The organism is Variovorax sp. Soil_C_26, assembly GCF_057657075.1.
In genome coordinates, this window is the sequence record NZ_JBDGJC010000019.1 from 16,560 (window position 1) to 39,188 (window position 22,629).

General features: G+C 69.6%; 20 protein-coding genes and 1 riboswitch. Of the genes, 2 read left to right on the forward strand and 18 right to left on the reverse strand.

The annotated features are described in order from the left end of the window. Positions 1-51: 51 nt before the first annotated feature. A riboswitch (S-adenosyl-L-homocysteine riboswitch) is annotated at positions 52-155 on the reverse strand. A 49-nt stretch (positions 156-204) separates the two neighbouring features. Continuing rightward, a complete protein-coding gene (locus tag AC3A6G_RS26725; RefSeq protein ID WP_487875014.1) occupies positions 205-669 on the reverse strand; it encodes a PACE efflux transporter in 465 nt (154 codons plus the stop codon). A gap of 103 nt (positions 670-772) precedes the next feature. Between AC3A6G_RS26725 and AC3A6G_RS26730 the strand changes: the two genes are divergently transcribed. After that, complete coding sequence (locus tag AC3A6G_RS26730) at positions 773-1,690, forward strand: LysR family transcriptional regulator (protein ID WP_487875015.1); 918 nt, start codon at positions 773-775, stop codon at positions 1,688-1,690. Positions 1,691-1,706: 16 nt separating this feature from the next. Here the strand turns inward: AC3A6G_RS26730 and AC3A6G_RS26735 are convergent, their stop codons facing one another. From AC3A6G_RS26735 to AC3A6G_RS26805, 15 genes are all read right to left on the reverse strand, one after another. Next, positions 1,707-2,501: an SH3 domain-containing protein gene (locus tag AC3A6G_RS26735; RefSeq protein WP_487875016.1), complete on the reverse strand. Its 795-nt coding sequence runs from the start codon at positions 2,499-2,501 to the stop codon at positions 1,707-1,709. A 182-nt stretch (positions 2,502-2,683) separates the two neighbouring features. Then, on the reverse strand, positions 2,684-3,733 hold the full coding sequence (locus AC3A6G_RS26740) for a homocysteine S-methyltransferase family protein (RefSeq protein WP_487860626.1): 1,050 nt from the start codon (positions 3,731-3,733) through the stop codon (positions 2,684-2,686). Between the two features lie 41 nt (positions 3,734-3,774). Beyond that, positions 3,775-4,599 carry an N-formylglutamate deformylase gene (hutG, locus tag AC3A6G_RS26745; RefSeq protein WP_487875017.1) on the reverse strand — a complete coding sequence of 275 codons (825 nt, stop codon included), beginning with the start codon at positions 4,597-4,599 and terminating at the stop codon, positions 3,775-3,777. A gap of 7 nt (positions 4,600-4,606) precedes the next feature. After that, positions 4,607-6,037 (reverse strand): formimidoylglutamate deiminase, encoded by a 1,431-nt coding sequence (locus tag AC3A6G_RS26750; protein WP_487875018.1) that lies wholly within the window; start codon positions 6,035-6,037, stop codon positions 4,607-4,609. Further along, positions 6,034-7,308 carry an imidazolonepropionase gene (hutI, locus tag AC3A6G_RS26755; protein ID WP_487875019.1) on the reverse strand — a complete coding sequence of 425 codons (1,275 nt, stop codon included), beginning with the start codon at positions 7,306-7,308 and terminating at the stop codon, positions 6,034-6,036. Before hutI ends, AC3A6G_RS26750 begins: the two co-directional genes overlap by 4 nt. Positions 7,309-7,333: 25 nt before the next feature. Then, a complete protein-coding gene (locus AC3A6G_RS26760) occupies positions 7,334-7,909 on the reverse strand; it encodes a HutD/Ves family protein (RefSeq protein WP_487875020.1) in 576 nt (191 codons plus the stop codon). Positions 7,910-8,057: 148 nt separating this feature from the next. Then, complete coding sequence (locus AC3A6G_RS26765) at positions 8,058-8,726, reverse strand: amino acid ABC transporter permease (protein ID WP_487865949.1); 669 nt, start codon at positions 8,724-8,726, stop codon at positions 8,058-8,060. 7 nt (positions 8,727-8,733) lie between these two features. Then, positions 8,734-9,486 (reverse strand): transporter substrate-binding domain-containing protein, encoded by a 753-nt coding sequence (locus AC3A6G_RS26770; RefSeq protein WP_487860632.1) that lies wholly within the window; start codon positions 9,484-9,486, stop codon positions 8,734-8,736. A gap of 58 nt (positions 9,487-9,544) precedes the next feature. Continuing rightward, positions 9,545-10,279, reverse strand: coding sequence for an IclR family transcriptional regulator (locus AC3A6G_RS26775; protein ID WP_487875021.1), 735 nt, complete (start codon positions 10,277-10,279; stop codon positions 9,545-9,547). Between the two features lie 155 nt (positions 10,280-10,434). After that, a complete protein-coding gene (gene hutU / locus AC3A6G_RS26780) occupies positions 10,435-12,153 on the reverse strand; it encodes a urocanate hydratase (RefSeq protein ID WP_487875022.1) in 1,719 nt (572 codons plus the stop codon). Between the two features lie 16 nt (positions 12,154-12,169). Beyond that, entirely contained in the window at positions 12,170-13,741 is a 1,572-nt protein-coding gene (hutH, locus tag AC3A6G_RS26785) for a histidine ammonia-lyase (RefSeq protein ID WP_487875023.1), read from the reverse strand. Between the two features lie 55 nt (positions 13,742-13,796). Next, on the reverse strand, positions 13,797-14,534 hold the full coding sequence (gene hutC / locus AC3A6G_RS26790; protein ID WP_487875024.1) for a histidine utilization transcriptional repressor HutC: 738 nt from the start codon (positions 14,532-14,534) through the stop codon (positions 13,797-13,799). Between the two features lie 174 nt (positions 14,535-14,708). Next, the gene (locus AC3A6G_RS26795; RefSeq protein ID WP_487875025.1) at positions 14,709-15,491 is read right to left on the reverse strand and encodes an ABC transporter ATP-binding protein; all 783 of its coding nucleotides are present in this window, start codon (positions 15,489-15,491) and stop codon (positions 14,709-14,711) included. A gap of 8 nt (positions 15,492-15,499) precedes the next feature. Next, positions 15,500-16,366 carry an ABC transporter permease gene (locus AC3A6G_RS26800; protein ID WP_487875026.1) on the reverse strand — a complete coding sequence of 289 codons (867 nt, stop codon included), beginning with the start codon at positions 16,364-16,366 and terminating at the stop codon, positions 15,500-15,502. Positions 16,367-16,379: 13 nt separating this feature from the next. Then, positions 16,380-17,348 (reverse strand): ABC transporter substrate-binding protein, encoded by a 969-nt coding sequence (locus tag AC3A6G_RS26805; RefSeq protein WP_487860639.1) that lies wholly within the window; start codon positions 17,346-17,348, stop codon positions 16,380-16,382. 320 nt (positions 17,349-17,668) lie between these two features. Between AC3A6G_RS26805 and recQ the strand changes: the two genes are divergently transcribed. Next, complete coding sequence (gene recQ, locus AC3A6G_RS26810; RefSeq protein ID WP_487875027.1) at positions 17,669-19,573, forward strand: DNA helicase RecQ; 1,905 nt, start codon at positions 17,669-17,671, stop codon at positions 19,571-19,573. A gap of 6 nt (positions 19,574-19,579) precedes the next feature. On the opposite strand, the gene AC3A6G_RS26815 is transcribed toward recQ, so the two are convergent. Both AC3A6G_RS26815 and AC3A6G_RS26820 read right to left on the reverse strand, forming a co-directional pair. Then, positions 19,580-20,749: a nucleoside hydrolase gene (locus AC3A6G_RS26815; RefSeq protein ID WP_487875028.1), complete on the reverse strand. Its 1,170-nt coding sequence runs from the start codon at positions 20,747-20,749 to the stop codon at positions 19,580-19,582. 151 nt (positions 20,750-20,900) lie between these two features. Next, positions 20,901-22,538, reverse strand: coding sequence for a S41 family peptidase (locus tag AC3A6G_RS26820; protein WP_487875029.1), 1,638 nt, complete (start codon positions 22,536-22,538; stop codon positions 20,901-20,903). Positions 22,539-22,629 lie beyond the last annotated feature (91 nt).

The window sequence follows — 22,629 nt, forward strand, 5'->3', positions numbered from 1 at the left end:
CGGGGGTCGTGGAAACATCGCTCATCGGGGCTCACCTGTGCAGGGAAAAACGGCAGGTGAGCGTCGTTGGCGGCTTGCGCCCCGGCCAGCAGGGCGCCTTCCAAGCCTGACGGCGGGCCGCTGTGTGGGCCGCCGCTGCAACGCTCCTTGGAAGGGAGCGTGATTTTACCGGCTGCGGCAGGCGCCGCGGCCGCGCGGGGGCGTTCAGGCGCCCTGGCGCGCCATCCCGTCCGCCGACGCGGGTGCGGCGGGGGCGGCCGAGGCCGGCAGGCCGAACACGCGGTCGAAGCCCCAGTTGAAGGCGAAGGTGTAGACCAGGAAGAACACCACCAGGCCCAGGTCCATCACCAGCGCCTCCCAGAGCGTCACGCCCAGGCCCCAGGCAAAGAGCGGCACCAGCACCGCGATCAGCCCGCCCTCGAAGCCGATCGCGTGGGCGATGCGGCGGCGCAGGCTGCGCCCGCGCACGGCCTGGCGCGCTTCCCAGCGCTCGAAAAGCGCGTTGAACAGCAGGTTCCAGATCACCGCGACCACCGAGGCCGCGACGGCCAGCGCGCCCGAATGGCCGAGCCCCGCGCCCGTCATCAGCGCCAGCCCGGCGCTGGCGGCCACGATGGCGATCCCTTCGTAAAGAGCGATGTAGACGACGCGGCGTTGGATGCCCTGCATGACCTGTTCCTCTGGCAAATGAAAAAGCGATGCCTGGACTTTATTTGTGATTTGCTGATATAAAAAGTTAACTTGTTTCAGTTTTATTGATAGATCGACACCCATGGCCTTCTCCAGCGACAGCGTCGAAGTCTTTCTGGCCGTGATCGACCACGGCTCCTTCTCGGCCGCGGCGCGTGCGCTGCACAAGGTGCCGTCGGCGGTGAGCATGGCGATCGCCAACCTCGAGGCCGAGCTGGCGCTGTCGCTGTTCGACCGCAGCGGCCGCGAACCGCAGCCGACCGCCGCCGCGCGCTCGCTCGAGCCGCAGGCGCGGCTGCTCGCGGCGCAGCTCAAGCAATTGCAGGTGCAGGCGCTCGCGCTCACGCGCGGGCTCGAAGACCGCCTCACGCTGGCGATCGCGCCCGAACTGCTGGCGGCGCCCTGGAGCGGTCCGCTCGCGGCGCTCGCCGACGAATACCCGCTGCTGCAGGTCGAGGTGCTGGCGGCGCCGCAGGCCGATGCGCTGGCCCTGCTGCACAGCGGGCGCGCGCAGCTGGCGCTGGTGTTCGAGCGGCCGAGCCTCGACGGCCGCGAAGGATTCCAGGAAGTGGGCAGCGACACCATGGTGGCGGTCATGGCCCCCGGCCATCCGGTGCTGCAGGCGGCCGCCGGCCAGCGCCTGCGCGAGGAGCACCTCACGAACACGCGGCAGATCGTGGTGGCGGGGCGCGACCTCGCCACCAGCGACCCGCGCTTCGTGTTCGCGCGCCATGTCTGGCGCACCGACAACGCGCTGGCCGCGCTGAGCCTGATCACCGCCGGCCTCGGCTGGGGCTGGCTGCCGCGCAATTTCGCGCGGCCGCATGTGGCGACCGGTGCGCTGGTCGAGATTCCGTTCGAGAACCTCAGCAACGGGCTCGACCTGTGGGTCGACGTAGTGTGGTCGCGCGAGCGGCCGCTGGGGCTGGGCGCGCAACGCTTCGTGGCGTTGATTGCGCGGGACCGGCAGGCGGCGGCGGGGATCGCTGCCGGTGCCTAACGTGCCTGGCCAACGCTCAGTTGCGGTTCCCGTGGCCGCCACCCCGGCCGCCGCCTTCGCCACCGCCCCGGCCACCACCGCCACCGCCCTTGCCTTCCCCGCGCCCGCGTCCGCGTCCGCCGCCGCCACTTTCGTGCCGCCCGCCACCGGGGTGCATCTGCGGCGGGCGCGATGGCGGTCCGGGCCGGTGCACAGGCTGGGGCCGCGGCGGCTTGAAGCCAGGGTCGCCGGGTGGGCGGAAGCCCGGCCCCGGGTGCGGGCGCGGGTGGCCCGGCGCGTGCGGGGGGCGCACGCCGTGCGCTGGCCCGGGCTTGAAGCCGGGCCCCGGCCAGGGCCGCGGCTGCCAGGCCGGCCGCACCGGCGGTGGCGGACGCCAGCCCGCCACGGGCGGCGGCGGCGGCCTCTGGCCCCACCAACGCCGCTCGCCGTACCAGGGCCGGTCGCGGTAGTAGTTGGCCCAGTAGTTGCCGATCACGAAGGTCACGACGGGCACGCCGATCGTTGCGGCATAGGTCGCGAGCGGCACGCGCTGCTCCTGCCACGCGTAATCGAGGCTGCGCGACCAGACCCAGCCGCGGCCACCGTCGGGCAGCACCACGTCGCACCAGCCGTAGCCGCTGGTACAGCCGATCACATCGAGCGGCTGGCCGGGCGCCAGGCGCGCCACCAGCGGATAGTCGCCCGACGGGCCGGCGCGCAGGTTGACCGACGCGCGCGTGTAGGCCTGCTGCGCGGCCGCCAAAAACGGCAGCGCAAACGCCAGCGCACCGATGCCGAGCCAGCGCAAGGAGAAGGAATGCTTGGGGTTCATGGCGAAGGGGCTTTCTTGTGTGCGCCCAGCCTAGGCGCAGCCTCCATCACCGTCAATCAGCCGACGGCGCGCTCTTCCTCCCTCCGTGCGAACACCGCGGAACCGGCTCTGCCAGGCCGCTGGTGTTGCCCCCTTGAGGGGGAGGCGGCTACACGAAGTGAGCCGCTTCGGGGGTGGGACAGTCAGGCGGCTTCGCGGTAGAAGCCAGCGCTGTTGTTCAACAAACGCACGGGCATCGGCGCCACGGCCTGGCCGATCGCCGCGATGTGGTCGGGCGTGGTGCCGCAGCAGCCGCCGACGATGTTGACAAGCCCTTCGGCCGCGAATTCGTGCAGCAGCCGCGAGGTGACGTCGGGCGTCTCGTCGAAGCCGGTCTCGCTCATCGGGTTGGGCAGGCCCGCGTTCGGGTAGCAGCTGATGAAGGTGTCGCCCGCGACCTTGGCCAGCTCCTGGATGTAGGGCCGCATGAGCGCCGCGCCAAGTGCGCAGTTCAGGCCCACGGCCAGCGGCCGGGCATGCCGCACGCTGTGCCAGAACGCGGTCACGGTCTGGCCGCTGAGGATGCGGCCCGAAGCGTCGGTGACGGTGCCGCTGATGATCAGCGGCAGGCGCTCGCCGCTCGCCTCGAAGTACTCGTCGACCGCGAACAGCGCGGCCTTGGCATTGAGCGTGTCGAAGATGGTCTCGACCAGCAGCAGGTCGGCGCCGCCCTCGACCAGCGCCTCGGTCTGCTCGTAGTAGGCGGCGCGCAGTTCCTCGAAGCTGACGTTGCGCGCGCCGGGGTCGTTCACGTCGGGGCTGATGCTCGCGGTCTTGGGCGTGGGGCCGAGCGCGCCGGCCACGAAGCGCGGCTTGTCCGGCGTGCTGAACTTGTCGCAGGCCGCGCGCGCGAGCCTGGCGGATTCGAAGTTCATCTCGCGCGCGAGATGCGCCATCTTGTAGTCTTCCTGCGCGACGGTGGTCGCGCCGAAGGTGTTGGTCTCGACCAGGTCGGCGCCCGCGGCGAGGTAACCCTCGTGGATGTCGCGGATTACGTCGGGCCGGGTCAGCGAGAGCAGCTCGTTGTTGCCCTTGACGTCGCGCTCGAAGTCCTTGAAGCGCTCGCCGCGGTACTGCGCCTCGGTGAGCCTGAAGCGCTGGATCATCGTGCCCATCGCGCCATCGAGGATGGCGATGCGCTTTTCGAGGATGCCGGCAAGGGCCTGGCCACGGGTATAGACGAGGGGCTTCATAGCCCCCGATTGTAGGAAGCGGGCGCTGGCCCTGGCGGCTGTCAGCCCTTTGGCGCGGCTTCGACGAACGCCAGCATCGCCTCGATCATCCGGCGCACATGCGGCTGAACGCCCGCGGCCACGTCGGGCAGGTAGTCGAAGGGCAGCTGCTCCTGCATGTAGCTCGACTGCGTCATCTCGAGCTGCACCGCATGCACGCCCGCGGCCGGGTTGCCGTAGGCGCGCGTGATGTAGCCGCCGGTGAAGCGGCCGTTGAGTACCGCGGTGTAGCCCTTCGCCGCCTTGCCGATCTCAAGCAGTTGCGCGGCCAGCACCGGGTCGCAGCTCGTGCCCTTGCCGGTGCCCAGGTTCAGGTCGGGCAGCTTGCCTTCGAAGAAGCGCGGCAGCACCGAACGGATCGAATGGGCGTCCCACAGCGCGACGGTGCCGTGCGCGGCCTTCAGGCGCGCGAGCTCGGCCGCGAGCTGCCGGTGATAGGGCTGCCAGATCGCCTCGCGGCGCTCGGCGACCTCGGCCCCGCCGGGCAGGTCGTCGCGCGAGGCATAGGCCGGCGTGTCGTCGAAAGTGTCGACCGGGCACAGGCCCGTGACGCTCTGGCCCGGGTACAGGCTCGCGCCGTCGGGCGGACGGTTCAGGTCGATCACGTAGCGCGAATGCGTCGCCACGAGCACCGAGGCGCCGAGTTCGTCTGCGAAGTCGTAGAGGCGCTCGAGGTGCCAGTCGGTGTCGGGCACGTGGCGCGCCTCGTCGGTCAGGCGCGCGGCGAGCGCGGGCGGCACATGGGTGCCGACGTGCGGCATCGAGATCAGCAGCGGGCGCGTGCCCTGGCGGAAGCGGAAAGGGGGTTCGGTGGTGGTGAAGGGCATGAGGATCTCAATTCTCTTTCAGCAGTTCGCTGCGCGCCGCGGCGAACGCGGCGGCGGCTTCGTGGTGCAGCGCATGGCGTCCGGCCACGACGCGCGGCCGGCCCGCCACCCAGACCGCGTCGATGGCGGAGGTGCGGTGGCTCGCGAACACGTGCGACGACAGCGCATCGGCGGCGCCGAGGCCCTGCAGCGCGAGGTGCGCGGCATCGAGCACGACGAAGTCGGCCTGCTGGCCCGCGGCCAGCCCGCCGATGGCGCGGCCCGAAGCCTGGGCGCCGCCCTGCACCGCGCCGAGCGTGAGCGCGGTGGCCACGTGCGGATGCGCGGGCTCGGCGCCGACGTTGCGCTGCCGGCGCGCAAGCCGCTGGCTGTATTCGAGCATCAGCAGTTCTTCCGCGGCATTGACGGTGGCGTGGCTGTCGGAGCCGACGCCCCAGGCGCCCCCGTGCCGGCGCCAGGCCGTGAAGTCGAAGATGCCGTCGCCGAGGTTGGCCTCGGTGGTCGGGCACAGCCCCGCGACCGCGCCGCTTGCCGCGCCGCGCTCGTACTCGGCCATGTCCATGTGCGTGGCATGCACCAGGCACCAGCGCGCATCGACCTTCGCATGGTCGAGCAGCCACGCGACCGGACGCTGCCCGCTCCAGGCGATGCAGTCGTCGACCTCCTTGGTTTGTTCGGCGATGTGGATGTGGATCGGCGCGGTGGGGTCGATCGCGTCGAGCCCCGCGAGCGCCTCGGCCAGCGCCCCGGGCGGCACCGCGCGCAGCGAATGCGGCGCAAGGCCCAGGCGCGCGCCCTGCGCGTCGCAGGCGGGCTTCAGGGCCTCGAGCAGGCGCAGCATCGAGTCGGTGCTGCGGATGAAGCGGCGCTGGCCTTCATTGGGGGGCTGGCCGCCGAAGCCGCTCGCCTGGTAGAGCACCGGCAGCAGCGTGAAGCCGATGCCGGCGTTCTGCGCGGCGCGCAGCAACGCGAGGCTCAGCGTCGCATCGTCGGCATACGGGCGCCCGCCGATGTCGTGGTGCACGTACTGGAACTCGCACACGCTGGTGTAGCCCGCCTCGAGCATCTCGGCATAGAGCCAGGTGGCGATCGCCTCCATGTGCGCGGGGCCGAGGCGCGCGGCAAAGCGGTACATCAGCGTGCGCCAGCTCCAGAAGCTGTCGGTGGCCTCGGCACGGTGTTCGGTGAGCCCCGCGAACGCGCGCTGGAAGGCGTGCGAATGCAGGTTGGGCATGCCGGGGATCACCGGGCCGTGGGCGTCCGGCGTGTCGGCGCTGCGTTGCGCACCGGCTTGTACCTGCGTGAGCTGGCCCGCGTCGTTCCACGTCAGCAGGACGTTCTTGGCCCAGCCTGCGGGCAGCAGCGCATCGGCTGCGAAGAGCGTTTGTCCTGCTCCCTCTCCCTCTGGGAGAGGGTTGGGGTGAGGGCTCGTATTCATGGCCGCAGGCCCTCACCCTGCCCTCTCCCAGAGGGAGAGGGAAAAGAAATACGCCCCTGCCGCACCACGCAGCGCACCGGCCGCTGGCCGAACCAGTAGGCGAGCTCGGCCGCATCGCGCACGTTCCACAGCACGAAGTTGGCCGGCATGCCCGGCGCGATGGCGCCGTGCGTGGCCTGCAGGCCGAGCGCGCGCGCCGCATGCACGGTGACGCCAGCCAGCGCCTCGGGCACGGTCAGGCGAAACAGCGTGCAGGCCATGTTCATCATCAGCAGCAAGGAGAGCGCGGGCGAGGTGCCGGGGTTGTGGTCGGTCGACACGGCCATCGGCACACCGGCGGCGCGCAGCGCTTCGATGGGCGGCAGGTGCGTGTCGCGCAGCGTGTAGTAGGCGCCGGGCAGCAGCACGGCCACCGTGCCCGAGCGGCGCATGGCCGCGATGCCCTCGGCCGACAGGTGCTCGATGTGGTCGCAGGAGAGCGCGCCATAGCGCGCGGCCAGCGCGGCGCCGCCCATGTCCGAGAGCTGCTCGGCATGCAGCTTCACGGGCAGGCCGAGCGCCTGCGCGGCCTGGAACACCTGCTCGGTCTCGTCGAGCGAAAAGGCGATGCGCTCGCAGAACACGTCGACCGCGTCCACCAGCCCTTCGGCCGCGAGCGCGGGCAGCATCTCGCGGCACACCGCATCGATGTAATCGCCGCTGCGGTTGGCGTACTCGGGCGGCAGCGCATGCGCACCGAGGAAGGTGGTGCGCACGGTCACGCCGTAGGCTTCGCCCAGGCGCCGCGCCACGCGCAGCTGCTTGCGCTCGTGTTCGAGCGAGAGGCCGTAGCCCGACTTGATCTCGATCGCGCAGACGCCGTCTGCCAGCAGCTGCTCGAGGCGTGCGGCGGCCGCGGCAAAGAGCGTGTCCTCGTCGGCCTCGCGCGTGGCGCGCACCGACGACACGATGCCGCCGCCGGCACGCGCCACTTCCTCGTAGCTGGCGCCCGCGAGCCGCATCGCGAATTCGTTGGCGCGCTGGCCGCCGTAGACGAGGTGCGTGTGGCAGTCGACGAGGCCGGGCGTGACGAGCGCGCCGCCGCCATCGTGCGGTGCGAGGCCGGCGAACTCGGCCGGCACCGCATGGCGCGCGCCGACCCAGCGCACCATGCCGCCGGTGACGGCGATCGTGGCGTCGGCCTCGGTAGTCGCGCCGGGCGCTGCGCCCGGTGCCAGGCGCAGCGCGGTCCAGAGGCCGTCGGCCGAGGGAAATCGGTTGGCGGATGTCATGTGTGTGGGGTTGTCTTTCCGCAGCTTACGCCGGCATGATGCGCACCGCGAGAAGCCGTGCACCGGGCTCGGCGGGTACGGCCTGCCATGCCGCCGTGTGCTCGTCGGTCCAGTACAGGCCCTCGCCTTCGGCGCAATGGGCGTCGCCGATGCGCCAGGCACCGCGCAGCGCGAGCAGCACGCCATGCGGCGCGGGCGCGATGGTTGCAGCGTCGTCGAGCAGCTGCAGCTCGGCGCGCCACTGGCCGCGGCGCACCATCACATTGAAGTCGTTCGAGGCGCCGCCGAGCAGCGTGCAATCGATAGCCTCGTCGCCGCGAAAGGCGAACGGCCGGTGCGGCACGTCGAGCCGGTGGTCGATGCGCGCGTCGTGCGTGAAGAGGCGCACGCCGTCGCCTTCGAGCAGCATGATCTGGCGGTCGATGCCCGCGAAGACCGAGAACGGGCCGGGCTGCGCGATGGTCGCGATGCTCGCGCGCCAGCCGAAGCCGTCGAGCCCCGCGCCCGGCGGCCAGCTCGCGATCTCCTGCGTGGTGCCGCCGCCGTTCTTCCAGGGCGCGGCGGGGAGCGTGGCGCGGGAAAAGCGCTGCACGCTTTTCATGACCGGCCCTCTTGCTCCTTCCCCTCCCGGGGGAAGGCTGGGATGGGGGCAGCGCCCAACGAGCGCCGCGCAAGGGGCAAGGCCGTCGTGCCCCCACCCCGGCCCTCCCCCGGAAGGGGAGGGAGAAATACCGAATCAGACGCGACGCTCATCGCACCAGCCCGCCCTGCCCCAGCTTGCGCTCGAAGTGCCGGAGCACCAGCGTCATCGTGCCCGTGAGCACGAAGTACACGAGCGCGATGGCCAGGTAGACCTCGAGCGAGCGGTACGACACGCTGATGATCTTCTGCCCCTCGTGCATCACGTCGTGAATGGTGAGCAGCGACACCAGCGCCGAGTTCTTGATGAGCGCGATGAACTCGTTGCCGAGCGGCGGGATCATGCGGATCACCGCCTGCGGCAGCACGATCTCGCGCATCGCCACGCCCGGCGTCATGCCGAGCGACTGCGCCGCCATCGTCTGGCCGCGGTCGATCGACTGGATGGCACCGCGCACGATCTCCGACACATAGGCGCCCGAATACACGCCGAGCCCCAGCACGCCGCACAGGAAGGCGGGCAGCAGGATGCCGAAATGCGGCAGGCCGAAGAACAGGATGAACAGCTGCACCAGGAGCGGCGTGCCGCGGATGGCCGCCACATAGGCGGTGCAGATGCCGTAGAGCCAGCGCCGCTTCGGGTTCAGTCGGCCGATGCCGACCAGCAGGCCGACCACGCAGCCCAGCAGCAGCGCGCAGGCGGTGATCTCCACGGTGACGAGCGCGCCGCGAAGCAGCGCGGGCCAGCCCTGCCAGACCGGCGAGAAATCCAGATCCATGGCGCGCTTACTTGGCGCTGCTGTTGAACCACTTGTTCACGATCTGCGCATAGGTGCCGTCGGCCTTGAGCTTCTCGATCGCGCCGTTCACCGCCTTGGTGAGCTCGGGCGTGTCCTTGCGGATCGCCATGCCGTATTCCTCGGTGGTGATCTGCTCGGGCAGCACCTTGAGGCCGCCGCGCGTGCGCACGTACTGGTAGGCGGCAGGCTTGCCGGTCACGGCGGCATCGGCGCGGCCGATGTCGACGAGGTTGAACATCTCCTGGTTCTTCTCGACTTCGAGCAGCTGCACCTGCGGGTACTTCTCCTTCGTGAAGGCGACCGACTTGGTGCCCACCTGCACGCTGACCTTCTTGCCGTTGATGTCGGCCGGCTTCTGGATCGACGTGTTGCCCTCCTTCACCATCACGACGAGGCCGCCCGCGTAGTAGGGCGCGGTGAAGTCGACGACCTTCCTGCGCTCTTCGGTGATGTAGATTGCCGACACGGCCATGTCGAAGCGGCGCGAGATCAGTCCGGGGATCAGGCCCTTGAAGTCGATGTCGATCCATTCGACCTTGCGGCCCAGGGTCTTGCCGATGGCCTCGACCAGCTCCACGTCGAAACCCGTGCGCTTGCCGTTCTCGACGAACTCCATCGGCGGGAAGGTGGCATCAGTGGCCACGCGCAGCGGCTCGCCCTGCGCTTGTGCAGCGCCGGCAAGACCGAAGAAGGCGAGGCCGGCGAGTGCGGCGGCGACGAGGGTGCGACGGGTGTTCATGTTGAGGAGCTTTCGTGGTTAGAAAAAAGGGAAAGACGAGGGGTGCGCGCGCTGCGGGCTACTGCAGCGCGCGAGAGATGCGCGCCGCTGTGACGACGGCCATGTGGCGCAATGCAGCTTCCATGCCTTCGACGCGCGTGAGCGGCGCCATCAGCGTGATCGCTCCGCGCAGGCGCCGGTTGGCTGCGAGCAGCGGTGCGCTGGCACCCCAGACGCCGGCATCGACCTCGCCCTGCGTCACCGCGTAGCCAGCCTCGCGGATCGCGTCGAGTTCGCTGGCGCGCCGCGCGCGTTGTTCAGGCGGTTCGCCGAGCGCGTCGAGCAGCGCATCGCGCTGCTCGGCCGGCATGTGGGCCAGCAGGCACTTGGCGCTCGCGCCGTCGCGCGCCGGCACGCTGCGGCCGCGGTCGAACGAGCAGCGCAGCGAATGCTCGCTGTCGATCATCTCGAGGCACACCACGCGGTCGTTCACGGCCGTGACCAGCGCGACGCTTTCATGGCTCTGCTGCGCGAGCGCGCGCATGTCGGCACGCGCGGCCATCACGAGGTCGGAGTTGCCGTCGAAGCCGCTCGCGAGCTGCACGCTCACCGGGCCCGGCGAATAGCGCCCGTCGGACTCCATCACGAAGCCCCAGCGCCGCAGCATCGCGATCTGCCGATAGAGCGTGCTCTTCGACAAGCCGGTTTCCTCCACCAGCTGCGCCGCGGTCAGGGCCGAATTGCACTGCGCCAGCACCGACAGCACGCGCAGTGCGCGGTCGTTGTGGGCGGAGGCATCGGTCGGCGGCGTCATCGGAAAGGGCGTGGGCGTCGGATGGAGTGGCGGAATGCGGTCTGCAGTATCTGGCCGGCCGTTCCCACGTCCAAGGCTTCATTCCCATTGAATGGGAATTGGCTGGGTTTTTCTTCCTACCTTCGGCTTACCTTTGTCGGCCGCAACGCGCGCCCTCAGCGGACCATCGGCAGCTTGAGCCCCTGCTTCCTCGCGGTGGCGACGGCAATGTCGTAGCCCGCATCGGCATGGCGCATGACGCCGCTGGCGGGGTCGTTCCAGAGCACGCGCGCGATGCGCTTCGCCGCCGCATCGGTGCCGTCGCAGACGATCACCACGCCCGAATGCTGCGAATAGCCCATGCCGACGCCGCCGCCGTGGTGCAGGCTGACCCAGGTCGCGCCGCCGGCGGTATTGAGCAGCGCGTTGAGCAGCGGCCAGTCGGACACCGCATCGGTGCCGTCCTTCATCGCTTCGGTCTCGCGGTTGGGGCTCGCGACCGAGCCGGTGTCGAGGTGGTCGCGGCCGATGACGATGGGCGCCTTGAGTTCGCCGTTCTTCACCATCTCGTTGAATGCCAGCCCCGCGATGTGGCGCTCGCCGAGGCCCAGCCAGCAGATGCGCGCGGGCAGGCCCTGGAAGGCGATGCGCTCGCGCGCCATGTCGAGCCAGCGGTGGGTGTGGGTGTTGTCGGGGAACAGTTCCTTGATCTTGGCATCGGTCTTGTAGATGTCTTCGGGGTCGCCCGAGAGCGCCACCCAGCGGAACGGGCCCTTGCCCTCGCAGAACAGCGGCCGGATGTAGGCCGGCACGAAACCCGGGAAGTCGAAGGCATTGCCCACACCCTCGTCGAACGCGACCTGGCGGATGTTGTTGCCGTAGTCGACCGTGGGAATGCCCATGGCCTGGAAGTCGAGCATGGCCTGCACATGCACGGCGCACGACTTGGCGGCGGCGGTCCGGAGGGCGTCGTGCTGCGACGGGTCCTTCATCGCTGCTTGCCACTGCGGAACGCTCCAGCCCGCGGGCAGGTAGCCGTTGATCAGGTCGTGCGCGGAGGTCTGGTCGGTCACGAGGTCGGGCCGGATGCCGCCGGCCTTCGCGCGCTTGACCAGTTCGGGCAGCACATCGGCCGCGTTGCCGAGCAGTGCGATCGACACCGCCTCCTTCGCATCGCAGTGCTGTCGGATGAGTTCGAGCGCATGGTCGATGTCGCGCGCCTGCTTGTCGACGTAGCGCGTGCGCAGGCGGAAGTCGATGCTCGACTGCTGGCATTCGATGTTGAGCGACACCGCGCCCGCGAGCGTGGCCGCGAGCGGCTGCGCGCCGCCCATGCCGCCCAGGCCGGCCGTCAGGATCCACTTGCCCGCGAGGCTGTTGCCGTAGTGCTGGCGGCCGGCCTCGACGAAGGTCTCGAAGGTGCCCTGCACGATGCCCTGGCTGCCGATGTAGATCCAGCTGCCCGCGGTCATCTGGCCGTACATGAAGAGGCCGAGGCGGTCGAGCTCGTTGAAGTGCTCCCAGTTGGCCCACTTGGGCACGAGGTTCGAGTTGGCGAGCAGCACGCGCGGCGCATCCGGGTGCGTCTTGAACACGCCGACCGGCTTGCCCGACTGGATCAGCAGCGTCTCGTCGTCGTCCAGCTCCTTGAGCGACGCGAGGATCTGGTCGAAGCATTCCCAGTTGCGTGCGGCGCGGCCGATGCCGCCATAGACCACGAGGTCCTGCGGCCGCTCGGCGACCTCGGCGTCGAGGTTGTTCTGCAGCATGCGGAAAGGCGCCTCGGTCAGCCAACTCTTGCAGTTCAGTTGGCTGCCGCGCGGGGCGCGGATCACGCGCGTCGGGTCGTGGCGGGGGTCGGCGCCTTGCAGCGCGAGGGTGTCGGGAGCATTCATCGGTGGATCTCCAGTTTCAGGAATGGCTGGGAAGGATGTCGCGCAGCGCGCGCGGCAGCTCGGCCGCGAGCGCCCACTGGCGCATGGCTTCGATGTCGGGCGCGAGGTAGCGGTCGCGCTCGAGGAAGGCGACCTTCTGGCGGATGTTGGCGAATTCGGCTTCGACCAGCGCGGAGCTCTTGAGCCCGCCGCCGGGGGCCACGCCGCGTTTGAGTTCGATGCCCTGCGCGGCGGCCATCGCTTCGATGCCCACCACGACCGCCGTGTTGTTCACCATGTCGCCGAGCCGGCGCGCCGCGAAAGTGGCCATCGACACATGGTCTTCCTGGTTGGCCGACGTGGGCAGGCTGTCGACGCTCGCGGGATGCGCGAGCGACTTGTTCTCCGACGCAAGGGCCGCGGCCGTGACCTGCGCGATCATGAAGCCCGAATTCAGGCCGCCGTCGTGCACCAGGAACGGCGGCAGGCCCGACAGGCCCGTGTCGAGCAAGAGCGCGATGCGGCGCTCGGCTATCGCGCCCACTTCGCTCACGGCCAACGCAATGATGTCGGCCGCGAAGGCCACCGGCTCGGCGTGGAAGTTGCCGCCCGAGATCACTTCGCCGGTGTCGCAGAACACCAGTGGGTTGTCCGATGCCGCATTGGCTTCGATCGCCAACACGCGCGCGGCATGCGCGAGGTTGTCGAGGCAGGCGCCCATCACTTGCGGAATGCAGCGCACCGAATACGGGTCCTGCACGCGCCCGCAGTCGGCGTGCGAGGGCACGATCTCGCTGCCGTCGAGCAGCGTGCGCACCGCCGCCGCGACCGCCATCTGCCCCGGCTGGCCGCGCGCCGCATGGATGCGCGCGTCGAAGGGCTTGATCGACCCCTGGATCGCCTCGAGCGACAGCGCGCCCGACATCAAGGCCGAGGCGAACACGTTCTCGGCACCGAAAAGACCCGCGAGCGCGAGCGCGGTCGACACCTGCGTGCCGTTGAGCAGCGCCAGGCCTTCCTTGGGGCCGAGGACGAAGGGTTCGAGGCCCACGCTGCGCATCGCCTCGGCACCGCCGACCACGCGGCCGTCGGGCAGGGTCGCTTCCCCTTCGCCGATCAGCACGCAGGCCATGTGCGCGAGCGGCGCGAGGTCGCCCGAGGCGCCGACCGAGCCCTTGCACGGGATGCGCGGCATCACGCCCGCATTGAAGAGCGCCAGCAGCGCATCGACGAGCGCGGGCCGCACGCCCGAATGGCCGCGGGCCAGGCTCACGGCCTTGGTGGCGAGTACCAGCCGCACCACCGGCGCGGCCAGCGGCTCGCCCGTGCCCACGCTGTGCGAGAGCACGAGGTTGCGCTGCAGGTCGGCCAGGTGGTCGTTGCCGATGCGCGTGCTCGCGAGCTTGCCGAAGCCGGTGTTGATGCCGTAGACCACCTCGTCGTTCTCGACGATGCGGCGCACGGCGGCTTCGGCACGGGCCATGCCTTCCTGCACCGACGGATCGAGGGCAAGGCGCAGGCCGCTGTGCTGGTGGATGCGGCGCAGCATCGCAAGGTCGACCTGGCCGGGCATGAGGGTCAGGGTGGCGGGAGTGGAAGGTTGGGCCATGTGAACCTGTCTATACAAGTGGTTGCGTCAGAAGACTTTGGTTGCCGTCGCGGGCTCAGCCGAATGAAGGATTGCCGTCGGCGCGAAAGCGGCTGCCCAGGCTGTAGCGCGAGGCCGGGTGCAGACAGCGCACCCACGTCACCGGGATGTTGCGCGTCCAGGTGCGGCGCGTCAGCAGCAGGCAGGGGTCGGCGGGCGCCATCGCGAGGTGGCCGGCCTGTTCGGGTGTGGGCAGCACGGCATCGACGACATGCTCGATCTGGTCGAAGGGCACGTGGCGCACGAGGTATTCGCTGGGCGGCACCGCGGCGAAGTCCTGCGCGAGGTAGTCGGGCACGACCTGCGGGTTGACGTAGCGCTCCTCGAGCTGCACCGGCGTGTCGTTGTCCAGGTGCAGGCAGACGCTGTGGAACACCGAGCTGCCCGCGCGCATGTCGAGCCAGGCGGCCACGTCGGGCGAGGCCGCGAGGCGCTCGACGGCGAGCATCTCGCAGCGGTAGTCGTGGCCGCGCTGGCGGATCTCGCTCGCGATGTTGGCGATCTGCAGCAGCGTGGACTGCGGCTTGGTCTCGGCCACGAAGCTGCCGACGCCGGCCATGCGCACGATGCGCCCCTGCGCCACGAGCTCGCGCAGTGCGCGGTTCACCGTCATGCGCGAGATGCCGAACTGCGCGACCAGCTCGCTCTCGGACGGCAGGCGATGGCCGGCCGGCCAGGTGCCGTCCTGGATCTTGCGCGAGATGTGGTCCTTGACCTGCGCATAGAGCGCGAGGGACGGCAGGTCGCGTTTCATCGTGCGGCCCCTGTCTGGTCTTGCGCCTTCCGCCCCTGGGGGAAGGCGGGGATGGGGGCAGCGCGCCAATCAGGCGCTTCGTATCGCCCGGGGCCGTCGTGCCCCCACCCCTGCCCTTCCCCAGAGGGGGAGGGAGAAAGAAGACGAGGAGCCCACGCGGCCAGGTGACTCATCTCAATGCTCCGCAGCCGCCATCGACTCGGCCCGGATCTCTTCGGTCAGGCGCGCCTTGATGGCCATGAACTCGGGCGAGGTCTTGATCGTGTACTTGCGCGGATGCGGGAAGTCGACCGCGATCTCGGTCTTGATGCGGCCCGGCCTGGCGCTGAACACGGCCACGCGGTTGGCCATGAAGATGGCCTCGTCGATGTCGTGCGTGACGAACAGCACCGTCTTCTGCGCCGATTCCCAGATGCCGAGCAGCAGTTCCTGCATCAGCACCCGGGTCTGGTTGTCGAGTGCGCCGAAGGGCTCGTCGAGCAGCAGCATCTTGGGGTCGTTGGCGAGCGCGCGCGCAATGGCGGTGCGCTGCTGCATGCCGCCCGAGAGCTGCTTCGGATAGTGGTTCTCGAAGCCGCGCAGGCCCACCTTGGCGATGAAGAACGCGCTGCGCTCCTTCTGCTCGGCTTCGCTCATGCCGCGCTCGCGCAGGCCGAAGCGGATGTTCTGGGCCACCGTGAGCCAGGGGAACAGCGTGTAGCTCTGGAACACCACGCCGCGGTCGGCACCCGGCCCCTCGATGCGCTCGCCGTCGAGCAGCACCTGGCCGGTGGTGGGAAAGTCGAGCCCCGCGACGATGCGCAGCAGCGTCGACTTGCCGCAGCCCGAAGGCCCGAGGATGGTGACGAAGTCGTTCTCGCGCACCTCGAAATCGATCGGCAGCAGCGCCTGCGTGCTCTGCCCCTTGGCACCGGTGAAGACGCGCGACACGCCCTGGATCGAAAGCTGGTTGTTCATCATCGTCTTCACAGTGCGGCCCAGGCGAAGAGGCGGCGGTTGAGCGCCTTGAAAGCGAAGTCGGACACCAGCCCGATGACGCCGATCACGATGATCCCGAAGATGATCTGGCCGGTGTTCAGGAGCGCCTGGCTGTCGGTGATCATGTGGCCGATGCCCGAGGACGAGCCGATCAGCTCCGCCACGATCACGTAGGTCCAGGCCCAGCCGAGCACCAGGCGCAGCGACTCGGCGATGCCCGGCGCGGCACTGGGGATGAGCACGCGCGCGACGATGCCGCGGCTCTTGGCGCCCAGCGTGTACGCCGCCTCGACGAGGTCGCGCCGCGCACCGCCCACGGTGACGGCCACCATCAGCACGATCTGGAAGAACGAGCCGATGAAGATCACGAGCAGCTTCTGCATTTCGCCGAGCCCGGCCCAGAGGATGAGCAGCGGGATGAAGGCCGAGGCCGGCAGGTAGCGGCAGAACGAGACGAAGGGCTCGAAGAAGGCCTCGACCGTCTTCCACGTGCCCATGGCGATGCCCAGCGGCACCGCGAACACGGCCGCCAGCACGAAGCCGCCGAACACGCGCCAGACCGTCATGCCCACGTCCAGGCTGAAGCCGTACTCGGTGAAGAGCAGCCAGCCTTCCTTGACCATGGTCGGCGGACTTGCGAGGAAGGTCGGCGAGACGAAGCCACCGAGCGTGGCGACGGACCACGCGAGCACGAACACCACGAAGAAGCCGAGCCCGAGCAGCACCCGCGCACGCGCGCCGATGGGTTCGAGCGGCGCGAATGCGCGGCGCCGCCGCAGGGGCGGTGCCGTTGCGGCGGGCGCGGCCCCTGCGGGCTGCGTGACCTCGCCGGCAGGCGCCGCGCGTGGCGCCATCGGCGGCAGGGCCTTACTTGACGAAACTGGCATCGAAGGTGGCGGCGTAGTCTTCGGGCGCCTTGCGGATCACGCCGGCTTCGAGCAGGATCGTCGTGGCCTCCTTCATGAAGCTCATGAGCTCGCCTGCGAAGAACTTCTGGTTCGCGGCCTTGTCCTGCCAACGCAGGTAGGCCGACGACTTGGCGAACTGCTCGCCGCTCTGCTTGACGGCCGAGCCCATGATCTCGTTCGACTTGGCCGGGTCGGCCTTGATCATCTCGAGCGCATCGAAGTACGACTTGGTGAGCGCGGCGGCGGCCTTGGGGTTGGCCTTGAGCCAGGTCGGCGCGCAGCCCACGGTGTCCATCACCATCGGGTAGTCGAGCGTGGTGGCCAGGATCTTGCCGGCCGCCGGATTGGCGCGCACGGTCGACAGGTACGGCTCGTACGTCATGGCCGCGTCGTTCTGGCCGGCCACGAAGGCCTGCGCGGCGGGCTGCGGCTCGAGCGAGACGGTCTTCACGTCCTTCAAGGTCATGCCGTTCTTGTTGAGCATCCAGGCCAGGCCGAAGTACGGCGCGGTGCCGGGCGCGCTCACGCCGATGGTCTTGCCCTTGAGGTCGGCGAAGCTCTTCACGTCGTTGCGCACCGCGATGCCATCGGCGCCGTAGGACTTGTCCATCTGGAAGATCTGCACGATCGGCACGCCGTTGGCGTTCCAGGCCACATGCGTTTCCACGGTGGTGGCGGCGCACTGGATCGCGCCCGCGGCCAGCGCAAGGTGCCGGTCCTTCTGCGGGATCATCTTGATCTCGACGTCGAGGCCGTTCTTCTTGAAGATGCCCGCCTTGTCGGCCAGCGTGAGCGGCGCAAAGCCGGTCCAGCCCGACATGCCGAGCGCAATCTTGGTTTCCTGCGCAGCGGCCGTGCCGGCCAGGCCTGCGGTGCAGGCGAGCGCTGCCAGCAGCGGGGAAATCTTCACAACTAGCGTCTTGACCATGGGGACTCCTGGTTCCGTTCTTGAGAAAGAGATGGCTCGGCGATGCGCCCCCGTCGTCCGTCCGGGTGGCGCGCGCCTCGCATTGTTGCCGTGTGCCCCAACTTGTATATACAGGATAACCCGAGAGAACCTATTCGGTGCATGGCAGGACGACAATGCACCACTTTGCTGTCTATACAAGAAGGGCTTCGAGACTGGCGTTGCGATTGCAAACCTCGTGCCACGGTCATTTCCTGGTGGCTGGGGGACAATCCACGGCCGCGCTCCCTCTTCGCCTTTTCCTTCGTTCGTTCCGTTCTTCCGCCGCCCGCCTGCCGCCCGTGTCCTCGCTTGCCCCCCTCCCCTCCGACGCCGACCACAGCACGTCGAGCGCGCCCGCCGACATCCTCCACGAGGTCTTCGGCTATGCGCAGTTCCGCGGGCCGCAGCAAGCCATCGTCGAGCATGTGGTGGCCGGCGGCGATGCGCTGGTGCTGATGCCCACCGGCGGCGGCAAGTCGCTGTGCTATCAGATCCCGGCCATCGCGCGGCAGCGCGCCGGGCACGGCCTCGCGGTGGTGGTCTCGCCGCTGATCGCGCTGATGCACGACCAGGTGGGCGCACTGCACGAGGCCGGCGTGGACGCGGCTTTCCTCAACTCGACGCTCGACTGGCAGCAGACGCAGGACGTCGAGCGCCGCATGGCGCGCGCCGAGATCACGCTGCTGTACGCCGCGCCCGAGCGCGTGACCACGCCGCGCTTCCTCGAGCTGATGGACGCGCTTGCCGCGCGCGGCAAGCTCTCGCTGTTCGCGATCGACGAGGCGCACTGCGTGAGCCAGTGGGGCCACGACTTCCGCCCCGAGTACCGCGCGCTCACGGTGCTGCACCAGCGCTATGCCGGCGTGCCGCGGATCGCGCTCACGGCCACGGCCGACGCGCTCACGCGGGCCGACATCGTCGAGCGGCTGCAGCTCGAAGAGGCGCGCCAGTTCGTCTCGAGCTTCGACCGGCCGAACATCCGCTACACCATCGTCGAGAAGAAGGACGCGACCACGCAGCTGCTGCGCTTCATCGAACGCGAGCACGAGGGCGATGCGGGCGTGGTCTATTGCCAGTCGCGCAAGCGCGTGGAAGACGTGGCCGTGATGCTGCAGGGCGCCGGCATCAATGCCCTGCCCTACCACGCGGGCCTGGACGCAGCGGTGCGCCAGCGGCACCAGGACCGGTTCCTGCGCGAGGAAGGCATCGTGATGGTCGCGACCATCGCGTTCGGCATGGGCATCGACAAGCCCGACGTGCGCTTCGTGGCGCACCTCGACATGCCGAAGAACATCGAGGGCTACTACCAGGAGACCGGCCGCGCCGGCCGCGACGGCGCAGCCGCCGATGCCTGGATGACCTACGGTCTGCAGGACGTGGTCAACCAGCGCCGCATGATCGACGAGAGCCCCGCGGGCGAGGAGTTCAAGCAGGTGATGCGCGGCAAGCTCGACGCGCTGCTCTCGCTGGCCGAGGCGAGCGACTGCCGGCGCGTGCGGCTGCTGGGCTACTTCGGCGAGAAGAGCACGCCCTGCGGCAACTGCGACAACTGCATCGCGCCGCCCCAGGTGTGGGATGGCACCGATGCGGCGCGCAAGCTGCTGTCGACCGTGTACCGCGTGCAGCAGCAAAGCGGCATCAGCTTCGGTTCGGGCCATGTGATGGACATCCTGCGCGGCAAGGAGACCGACAAGGTCCGCCAGTACGGGCACGAGCGCATCAGCACCTTCGGGCTCGGCGCGGAGTTCAGCGAGGTGCAGCTGCGCGGCGTGCTGCGCCAGCTCATCGCGATCGGCGCCGTGGCGGTCGATGCCGAGGCCTACAACACGCTCAAGCTCACCGAAGCCTCGCGCGCGGTGCTGCGCGGCGAGACGCTGGTGTCGCTGCGCGAATCGATCTCGTCGCCCGCCACACGCAGCGGCAAGACGCGGCGCGAGAAGGCCGCGCGCGGCGCGCCCTCACCGGCCGCGGCCGCCCTCGACGCCGAGGGCCAGAAGCGCTTCGAGGCGCTCAAGGCCTGGCGTGCCGAAGTGGCGCGCGAGCACAACCTGCCGGCCTACGTGATCTTCCACGACGCCACCCTGGCCGCGATCGCCGAGCGCGCACCGGCCACGCTCGAAGACCTGCAGGGCATCAGCGGCATCGGCACGAAGAAGCTCGAGGCCTATGGCAGCGAGGTGCTGCGGGTGTGCTCGGCTTTCTAGGCGGCCTCAGCGCGGCAGGCGCACCGGCACCGGCCGCGTGAGCAGATCCACGTAGAGCGCGAAGAACCGCGCGTTGTCGAAACGCGTCACCACCTTCATCTTCTGCAGCGGCGCGCCCGCCGGCGGCGTCGTGTAGCCAACCGAGCGGCCGTTCTCGGGATCGCCCGGCCGCGCAATCACGTCCACGTACTCTTCCGAGACCTGGGTCGCGTAGGCGGGATCGAGCAGGTAGGCGATGGTCAGCGTGTCCCAGATGTTCGAGGTGTGGTTCGGGTCCTTCTCGAAGTCGGCGGCAAACCACTCCTGGCGAAACGCCTCGGTCACCGCGGTGGGGCGGGGCGGGTGCGCAATGCGGTCGTAGATCGCCTTGTCCATGAGCACGGTGTCGGTCACGTCGAGCGGCACCACCACCTGCGGGATCGGCAGCCGCACCACGAACTGCGCGGCGTCGGGATCGAACCACCAGTTGAACTCCGCCGCCTTGGTGGTGTTGCCGGGCACATGGACGGCGCCGCCCATGTAGATGATCTGCTTGATCAACGGCACGATCTCGGGGCTGCGCTGCACCGCCTTGGCGATGTTGGTGAGCGGGCCGATCGCGAGCAGGGTCACCTCGTGCGGATGCGCCTTGACCGTGTCGATGATGAAGTCGACCGCGCTGCGCGGCTGCACCCGCGTGTGCGTGGCGAAGCCGTCGGGAATCGGCGCCAGCTCGGCGTCGGTCCTGGGCTCGGGCGTGCTCCAGGCGCCCAGATAGCCGTCGCCGCCGGCCCCGGCCGCCAGCTCGGCCTCGATCGCAGCCCGGTCGTGGTTGAAGGCGTAGTTCTCGCCCGCAAACACGGGGATGCGGTGGCCCACACCGAGCCGCTCGACCGATTTCAGCGCCTCGGCCACGCCCTGGCGCAGCCACTTGTTGCCCGACACCACGGTGATGCCGAGGACCTCGACCTTGCCCTCGGCCTGGAGCTGCGCGGCCATCACGCCGAGCTGGCCGTCGTCGCTCATGGTGTTGTAGTCGCTGTCGATGATGATCTTCTGCGCGGGCGGCGGCGCGGCGCCGAAACCCGGCGCGAGCGCAAAGCCGTCGTTGCCGCTGCCGCCCCCGCCGCAGGCCGAAAGTACCGTGGCGAGCAAGGCCGCGCCGAGCCACCGGCGGCGCTGGATTCGCATCTTCATCGTGGTCTCCTCATCGCGGCCGAAGCCGTGTAGAACAAAATGCCAAACGTTTGCGCAAACGTTTGCTACTGATGAAGGCCACTCTATCGGCCGCGCGCTTGCGCAGCAAGAGAGTCGAAAGACCGCAGGGTTTACGCCAATCCGGCGCCGGTCATCCCGGTGCTGCCGGCGCGCCCGGCATGTCGAGCACGCGCATCTCGCGCAGCGGCGAGCGGTCGCGCAAATAGGGCTCGGTTTCCGACATGCCGGGCTTCTCGACCCCCGGCAGGGTCTTGGCGGATATCGCCGGGCAGGCGCCGCCATTGCGCATCGCCAGGGCCGCGGCGAGCCGCGCCTCGGCCGGGTCGCCGAGCGGATGCGCGAAGTCGTCGGCCACGGCGCAGTCGGGCCGGAAGCCGTCGCCGTAGTCGCCGAAGTTCTTCGCGTTCACGCCCTGGAACTGGATCGCGAAATAGCTGGTGCCGCAGTTGTCCTGCGGCGAGAAGCCGTAAGGCTTGCCGCAGGTTGTACCGCCGACCAGGTTCACGCTCACGTCGGCGCCGCGCAGGCCGTTGATGACCGACTCGCTGGCCGAGCAGGTGTCCGGACCGACGAGCACGGTGACGCGCGACAGCCCCAGCCGGGGCAGCGCCGCACCCGTGCGGCTGGTGCCGTAGAACGGTATCTGCGTCTGCGCCGGCAGCAGGTGGAACGGGTTCTTGTCATTGAACACCAGTTGCTCGAAGACCTTGCCGTCGGTCGCGGCCGGCCCCGACACCATGTAGGCGAGCCGGCTCGCGATGTTGAGCTGCCCGCCGCCGTTGTAGCGCATGTCGAGCACCAGGTCCTGCACGCCGTCGTTGCGCAGCTGGTTGACCGCATTGATGAGCTGCGCCTCCGAGGTGGTGATGTGGTCGTTGAAGAGCAGGTACCCGACGCGGCCGCTGCCGGTGTCGATGCTCTTGACGAACTGCACGGGCGTGCGCCTGACCTGCTCGGCCGTGAGCTGGACCGGCGCCTGCCGCACGCCGCCCACCTCGAAGACGAAGGTGTGCGACTCGCCGGCTTCTTGCGGCGAGATGGCGCGATTGATCACGTTGACGTTGGCGGTGCCGGTGGCGCGTACCACATCGACGCCGTCGGCCTCCACCAGCTTGGCGCCACGCGGCAGTCCGGCCCTGCCGGCCGGCGAGTTCGGCTCGACGAAGGCGATGCGCATGTTGCGCGCCGGCGAACTGCGCAGCACGGCAAGCTCGATGCCGTAGCTCGGCGACACGCCGGCTTCCGAGAGCTGGCGATAGCGCTCGGTGTCGACGACGTAGTGGTAGCGGTCCTTCGCGCGCCCCGAGGGCGTGAGCGCCGGCGTCTTGAGCACGTTGAAATACGCGACCGGTGTGGCGTAGTCGGCGGCCTTGAGCGTGGTCGGCACCTCGCCATACCAGAGATAGGTCTCGTCGATCCAGCCGCGCACCCACCGCTTCTCGTCGGTCAGCGTGCCGGGCCGGTCGGGGTAGGCGGCACCGGTCGCGGGATTGGTGCCGGCGCGCGGCGCGGCGCACAGGCCGGCCACGCTCGCCGAGGCCACGATCGCATCGGGGTCGCCCGGCCCGTCGCCGCCGCCGTCGCCGACCGGGGGATTGCCCCCGCCCGGGATGATCGGAAACCCGCCGCCGCCGCCACCTCCCCCACCGCCACCGCATGCGGCGATCGCGCCGCAAAGCAGGCCCGTCCCTGCGAATGCCGCGAACCGCCATAAAGTGAAACGCGGCATGCCCCCTGCCGCTGCGGCATGTGTCTTTTGCTCTGTCATCGAAAGCCTCCTCCTGTCGCTGCGTTCCCTGTGTTCTTTTTTTCTGCGTGCGGCCGGCCCCCCGCCGGCGTTCGCTCACTGCTGCCTGGCT

Coding starts and splice junctions, on each gene's coding strand:
- AC3A6G_RS26725 (WP_487875014.1), bottom strand. CDS start 669: ATGCAGGGCATCCAACGCCGCGTCGTCTACATCGCTCTTTACGAAGGG.
- AC3A6G_RS26730 (WP_487875015.1), top strand. CDS start 773: ATGGCCTTCTCCAGCGACAGCGTCGAAGTCTTTCTGGCCGTGATCGAC.
- AC3A6G_RS26735 (WP_487875016.1), bottom strand. CDS start 2,501: ATGAACCCCAAGCATTCCTTCTCCTTGCGCTGGCTCGGCATCGGTGCG.
- AC3A6G_RS26740 (WP_487860626.1), bottom strand. CDS start 3,733: ATGAAGCCCCTCGTCTATACCCGTGGCCAGGCCCTTGCCGGCATCCTC.
- hutG (WP_487875017.1), bottom strand. CDS start 4,599: ATGCCCTTCACCACCACCGAACCCCCTTTCCGCTTCCGCCAGGGCACG.
- AC3A6G_RS26750 (WP_487875018.1), bottom strand. CDS start 6,037: ATGAATACGAGCCCTCACCCCAACCCTCTCCCAGAGGGAGAGGGAGCA.
- hutI (WP_487875019.1), bottom strand. CDS start 7,308: ATGACATCCGCCAACCGATTTCCCTCGGCCGACGGCCTCTGGACCGCG.
- AC3A6G_RS26760 (WP_487875020.1), bottom strand. CDS start 7,909: ATGAAAAGCGTGCAGCGCTTTTCCCGCGCCACGCTCCCCGCCGCGCCC.
- AC3A6G_RS26765 (WP_487865949.1), bottom strand. CDS start 8,726: ATGGATCTGGATTTCTCGCCGGTCTGGCAGGGCTGGCCCGCGCTGCTT.
- AC3A6G_RS26770 (WP_487860632.1), bottom strand. CDS start 9,486: ATGAACACCCGTCGCACCCTCGTCGCCGCCGCACTCGCCGGCCTCGCC.
- AC3A6G_RS26775 (WP_487875021.1), bottom strand. CDS start 10,279: ATGACGCCGCCGACCGATGCCTCCGCCCACAACGACCGCGCACTGCGC.
- hutU (WP_487875022.1), bottom strand. CDS start 12,153: ATGAATGCTCCCGACACCCTCGCGCTGCAAGGCGCCGACCCCCGCCAC.
- hutH (WP_487875023.1), bottom strand. CDS start 13,741: ATGGCCCAACCTTCCACTCCCGCCACCCTGACCCTCATGCCCGGCCAG.
- hutC (WP_487875024.1), bottom strand. CDS start 14,534: ATGAAACGCGACCTGCCGTCCCTCGCGCTCTATGCGCAGGTCAAGGAC.
- AC3A6G_RS26795 (WP_487875025.1), bottom strand. CDS start 15,491: ATGAACAACCAGCTTTCGATCCAGGGCGTGTCGCGCGTCTTCACCGGT.
- AC3A6G_RS26800 (WP_487875026.1), bottom strand. CDS start 16,366: ATGGCGCCACGCGCGGCGCCTGCCGGCGAGGTCACGCAGCCCGCAGGG.
- AC3A6G_RS26805 (WP_487860639.1), bottom strand. CDS start 17,348: ATGGTCAAGACGCTAGTTGTGAAGATTTCCCCGCTGCTGGCAGCGCTC.
- AC3A6G_RS26815 (WP_487875028.1), bottom strand. CDS start 20,749: ATGAAGATGCGAATCCAGCGCCGCCGGTGGCTCGGCGCGGCCTTGCTC.
- AC3A6G_RS26820 (WP_487875029.1), bottom strand. CDS start 22,538: ATGACAGAGCAAAAGACACATGCCGCAGCGGCAGGGGGCATGCCGCGT.